The following is a 4867-nucleotide window of genomic DNA, read 5'->3' as shown; positions in this document are numbered from 1 at the left end:
GCACCGTCGTCGGGCGCGAGGTAGGTGCGGCGGTAGAGCGAGGCGCCCGACAGGTCGAGCGAGATGGTGGCGCGCTTCTCGCGCACGCGCACGTCGATGGCCGCGTCGGGATGCTCGGCGTCCACGTTCGGGCGCTCCCCCCGCGCCTCGCGCAGGCGGTCGCACACGGCGTCCTTCACCTTGAGCGCGGTGAAGCGCGTGTTGCGCAGCTCGTCGTTCATGCCGTGGGCCGACACCGCGATGCTCGCGCCGGGCGCGATCACGTCCTCCCAGGGAAGCTCCAACGCGTCCTCGAACAGCAGGTCGGCCAGGCGCGCGTCCACGCGCCCCACCACCAGCATGATGCGCGAGGCCAGCCGGGACCACAGGCACGCCGCGAGCGCGTGGCGCACGTCGCAGAAGAAGGCGACGCCGCCGCCGAGCGGCCGCACGCTCCTGATGCCGAGGGCCTTCAGCTCGTCGGCGAGCGGGGCCTCCAGCCCGGCGAGGCAGCTGGCGAAGAACTCGAGTTTTTCCTGTTGCATAGCGCAATCCCCTCAACCTCGGCGTACCTGCGGCCGATTCGCGCGAAGCGCGAACAGGAGCTTGCAGGTCCGTATGCCCAACCGCGCAGGTTGGCGTAGCAAGTCAGCGAGAAGGGCCCTGGTGCCCCGAATTGACGGGATGGGGAAGGCGAAGCGTACTTCAGTACGCGAGTCTTCGCCATCGCGGCAAGGCGGGGTGCCAGGGCCCTTCGCAGCATCGGCTTCGTTCCGGCGGCCGTCAGGCCGACGGAACCTTAGTCTTCCAGATAATCTTTCAGCTTGCTCGAGCGGCTGGGGTGGCGCAGCTTCGCGAGCGTCTTGCTCTCGATCTGGCGGATGCGCTCGCGCGTGACGCCGAACTCGCGCCCGACCTCCTCGAGCGTGCGCGGATGGCCGTCCTCCAGGCCGAAACGCAGGCTGATGACCTTGCGCTCGCGCTCGGCCAGGCCGTCGAGCACCTTGCTCAGCTGCTCCTGCAGCATGCTGAACGAGGCGGCGTCGGGCGGCACCACGGCGGCGTCGTCCTCGATGAAGTCGCCCAGCTGGGAGTCCTCCTCCTCGCCGATGGGCGTTTCCAGCGACACGGGCTCCTGCGAGATCTTCTGGATCTCGCGCACGCGTTCGGCGGGCAGGCCCATCTCCTTGCCGATCTCCTCGGGGCTGGGCTCGCGGCCGAGCTCCTGGAGCAGCTGGCGCTGGATGCGCACGAGCTTGTTGATGGTCTCCACCATGTGCACGGGGATGCGGATGGTGCGGGCCTGATCGGCGATGGCGCGCGTGATGGCCTGGCGGATCCACCAGGTGGCGTACGTGGAGAACTTGAAGCCCTTCGTGTAGTCGAACTTCTCCACCGCGCGGATGAGGCCCAGGTTGCCTTCCTGGATGAGGTCGAGGAACAGCATGCCGCGCCCCACGTAGCGCTTGGCGATGGACACCACCAGGCGCAGGTTTGCCTCGATGAGCTGCTGCTTCGCATCGATGCCCACCTGCTCGATGCGGCCGAGGCGGCGCTTCTCGCGGCGCTCGAGCTCGATGCCCTCGTCCTCGGCGCGGTCCAGCTCCTCGGTGGCCGCCACGCCGGCCTCTATCTTCATGGCCAGGTCGATCTCCTCCGCGGCGGTGAGCAGCGGGACCTTGCCGATCTCCTTCAGGTACATGCGCACGGGGTCGCCCGTGAGCATGGTCACGCCGGCGTCGGCGTTGCGCTTGCGCGTCGTGCGCGCCTTGCTCTTCGTCACCTTCGGCAGCTGCACCTCGACGGTCGCCTTGAGCTCCTCCTCGGGGATGCCCTCGAGCAGGTCCTCGTCCTCGTCCAGGCCGGCTTCCAGCTTGTCGTCGTCCAGCGTATCGGAAGCGCCGACGTCGGGTTCCACGTCCAGCGCGTCGTCATCGTCCAGTATCTCTTCGGTATCGATCGGGGCTTTCGCACCTTGCTCGGTGTCGGGCTCGACAGCTTGGTTCTTAGAGGCTTGGGCCACGTGATCTTCCTTTCCAACTGGATGCGCTCGGGCATGCGGAAGCATGCGCGCCGGGCGCAAAGATACAGCGGAGCAGTATACCATAGATCACGCGCTTTCGCAGCGCACTTTTCGCCCCCTTCTCCGATTCGCCAAAGCCCGCCAGGAGCGGCCGGAAAATCACCGGCGGCGGGCTACCCTTCCGGGGGCAGGAAGGAGCGCAGCGTTTCGTAGAGCTGCCGGGCGTCGAAGGGCTTCGGGATGAAGCCGTCCATGCCGGCAGCGGCCGCATCGTCGCGGTCCTCTTGGAACGTGTTGGCCGTCAAAGCCACGATGGGCACGTCGCGCGCATCGTGGCGGGGAAGCGCGCGGATCTCGGCGGCGGCGCCCAGTCCGTCCAGCACGGGCATCTTCACGTCCATGAGCACGAAGTCGTAGCGCCCCGGCTCCGCGGACGCGAACAGGTCCACCGCCTCGCGGCCGTTCGCGGCGCGGTCGACCGCCACCCCCTCCATGTCCAGCAAGGCGGCGGCTATCTCGGCGTTCAGGTCGTTGTCCTCGGCCAAGAGCGCGCGCGTGCCGGCAAGCGAGCGCGGCGCGGGGTCGTCCGCGCCCGGCGCGTCCAGGTCCTCCGGGCGCCCCAAAGGCAGCCGCAGCGTGAAATGGAACTCGGAGCCTGCGCCCACCTGGCTCTCCACCTCCAGCTTGCCGCCCATGAGGCGCACGAGGTTGCTGCTGATGGCCAGCCCCAGCCCCGTTCCCTGGGCGTTGCGGTGGTTCTCGGCCGCCTGCTCGAACGAGTCGAAGATGCGCTCGAGGTCCTCGGGGCGGATGCCGGCTCCGTCGTCGCACACGGAGAACCGGTACGTCGGGCCCTCCCCGCCCCCGCCAAGCTGCGCCTCCTCGATGCGCAGGGAGATGGTGCCGCCCGCGTCGGTGAACTTGAAGGCATTGGACAGCAGGTTCGCCAGAACCTGCTGCAGGCGCACGTCGTCGCCCACCACCACGGCCTCGGTCTCGCACACGACCTTCAGGCAGATGCCCTTCTCCTGCGCCTGGATGCCGAACATGCTCTCGAGGCGCGAGGCGAGCGACGCCAGGCGCAGGGGCGCCACCTCTATGTGCACCTTGTCGTTCTGTATCTTGGACATGTCCAGGATGTCGTTCACGAGCGAGAGCAGGAACTGGGCCGACGTGTTGATCCTCTCCAGGTCCGAGCGGATGGCGGGCGTGGCCTCGCCCGACAGCGACGCCACGTTCGACAGCCCGATGATGGCGTTCATGGGCGTGCGTATCTCGTGGGACATGCGCGAGAGGAAGTCGGCCTTCGCCTGGCCCGTCTCCTCGGCCTTCTCCAGCTTGAGCGCCATCATGCGGCTGCGCACCTTCGAGCCGGTGACGATGATGGCAATGGCGCCCACCAGCAGGAAGAACACCAATGACAGCACCACCACGAGCAGCGGGTTGTCGGACACGAACGACTCCACCGTAGCGGAGCGGTTGCCCAGGGCCACGGCGTTGCGGGAGTACAGGGCCTCCAGCTCGTCGTCCGTGAAGCTGTTCACCGCCTTGCTCAGCACCGAGTACAGGCCCGAGTCCACCGGGCGCGGCAGCGCCAGGGAGAACGAGGTCTCGGTATGGTCGGCCGTGGCCGGGGCCACGTTGCCGTAGGAGCGTTCGGTAAACAGGCACTCGGCGAACGAGGCGGGCATGCTCGTGAGGTCGGCGCGCCCGGTGTTCACCGCCTCGAGGCAGTCGGCGTACGTGGGGAGCCACACCACCTCCGCGCCCTCCTGCCCTTCGGGCGCGGCGCGGCCCTGGAGCTGGGCTATCACGGGGCCGCCGGAGGACTGCGCCGAGAACTTGCTGCGGAACACCACCTCGCCGAGCGTCGCATACCCCTTGGTCAAGGCAAGCCCCTGATCGCCAGCCGTCTGCTCGTCGTCCATGAAGCAGCCCGCCACATCGGCCTCGCCCGCCGCCACGAGGTCGAGCGCCCCTTGGTAGCTGTCCGCATGCACGAAGCGGAACGAGAGGCCCGTGCGCTCGGCGATGCGGTCGAGCACGTCCTTCGCAATGCCCTGGTACAAGCCGTCATGCTCGTAGTACAGCGGGTACTGCCCCGCCGTCACGGCCACCCGCACCTCGCGCGCCTGGGCCACGTAGGCGCGGTCGGCCTCGGAGAACGCGATGGGGCTGGCGTAGTCGTCGGGGAAATAGCGGGCGTAGAGCGAGCGGGAGAAGTTGGGGTCGGCCGCGTAGATCTGCCTCATGGCCTCGTCGATGCCCGCCATGAGGTCGCTGCCCTCGGGAACGGCCAGGTAGTGCTGCTCGCCGTCGAACTCCGCCACCACCTTGCAGCCGTCCTTCATCCCCACGTCGCTGCCGAGCATGAGGTCGGCGGTGCCGTCGTCCAGGCAGCTCTCGTACGAAGCCAGGTCGAGGCGCAGCACCGTGCAGTCCAAGCCGTTGAACTCCAGGAAATTCTCCAGCCGGCGTATCTTCTCCGTCGCGTTGGCATAGGTTCCGATGGTCTTGCCGTTCAGGGTGCGCAGGTCGAAACCGGCGACGGAGTCGTCGTCGCTGGGACCGATGACGAGGGAGCGGTTCGAGCCCATGCCGAACGTGGAGTAGTCGAGGCTCTCGTCGAGCTGCTCGCGGTAGAACATGCCGCCCATCAGGTCGATGCCGCCCGCCATGGTCTGCTTGACGAGCTCGTCCACGCTGCCTTCCACGAACTCGTAGCGCCACCCGGTGTACTTGGCTATCTCCACGAGCCAATCGTAGAGCACGCCGCTGCGCCGTCCGTTCTCGTCGACCATGCTCAAGCCTTCGGCCTGGGGAAACGCCACGCGCACAAGTCGCCCTTGACCGTCGTGCCCGCAG

3 protein-coding genes are annotated in these 4867 nt (G+C 67.9%); all 3 read right to left on the bottom strand.

The annotated features are described in order from the left end of the window. Positions 1–524 (bottom strand): THUMP domain-containing protein (locus tag GPA_RS11140; protein WP_041239521.1); only part of this gene is annotated, 524 nt, incomplete at its 3' end. 254 nt (positions 525–778) lie between these two features. Next, positions 779–2002, bottom strand: a complete 1224-nt coding sequence (gene rpoD, locus GPA_RS11135) for an RNA polymerase sigma factor RpoD (RefSeq protein WP_041239520.1) — start codon at positions 2000–2002, stop codon at positions 779–781. 173 nt (positions 2003–2175) lie between these two features. Next, positions 2176–4867 (bottom strand): ATP-binding protein (locus GPA_RS11130; protein ID WP_083809088.1); only part of this gene is annotated, 2692 nt, incomplete at its 5' end.

Origin of the sequence: Gordonibacter pamelaeae 7-10-1-b (genome assembly GCF_000210055.1) — a bacterium.
GTDB lineage: Bacteria > Actinomycetota > Coriobacteriia > Coriobacteriales > Eggerthellaceae > Gordonibacter > Gordonibacter pamelaeae.
This window is presented reverse-complemented; position numbering and strand designations above follow the sequence as displayed.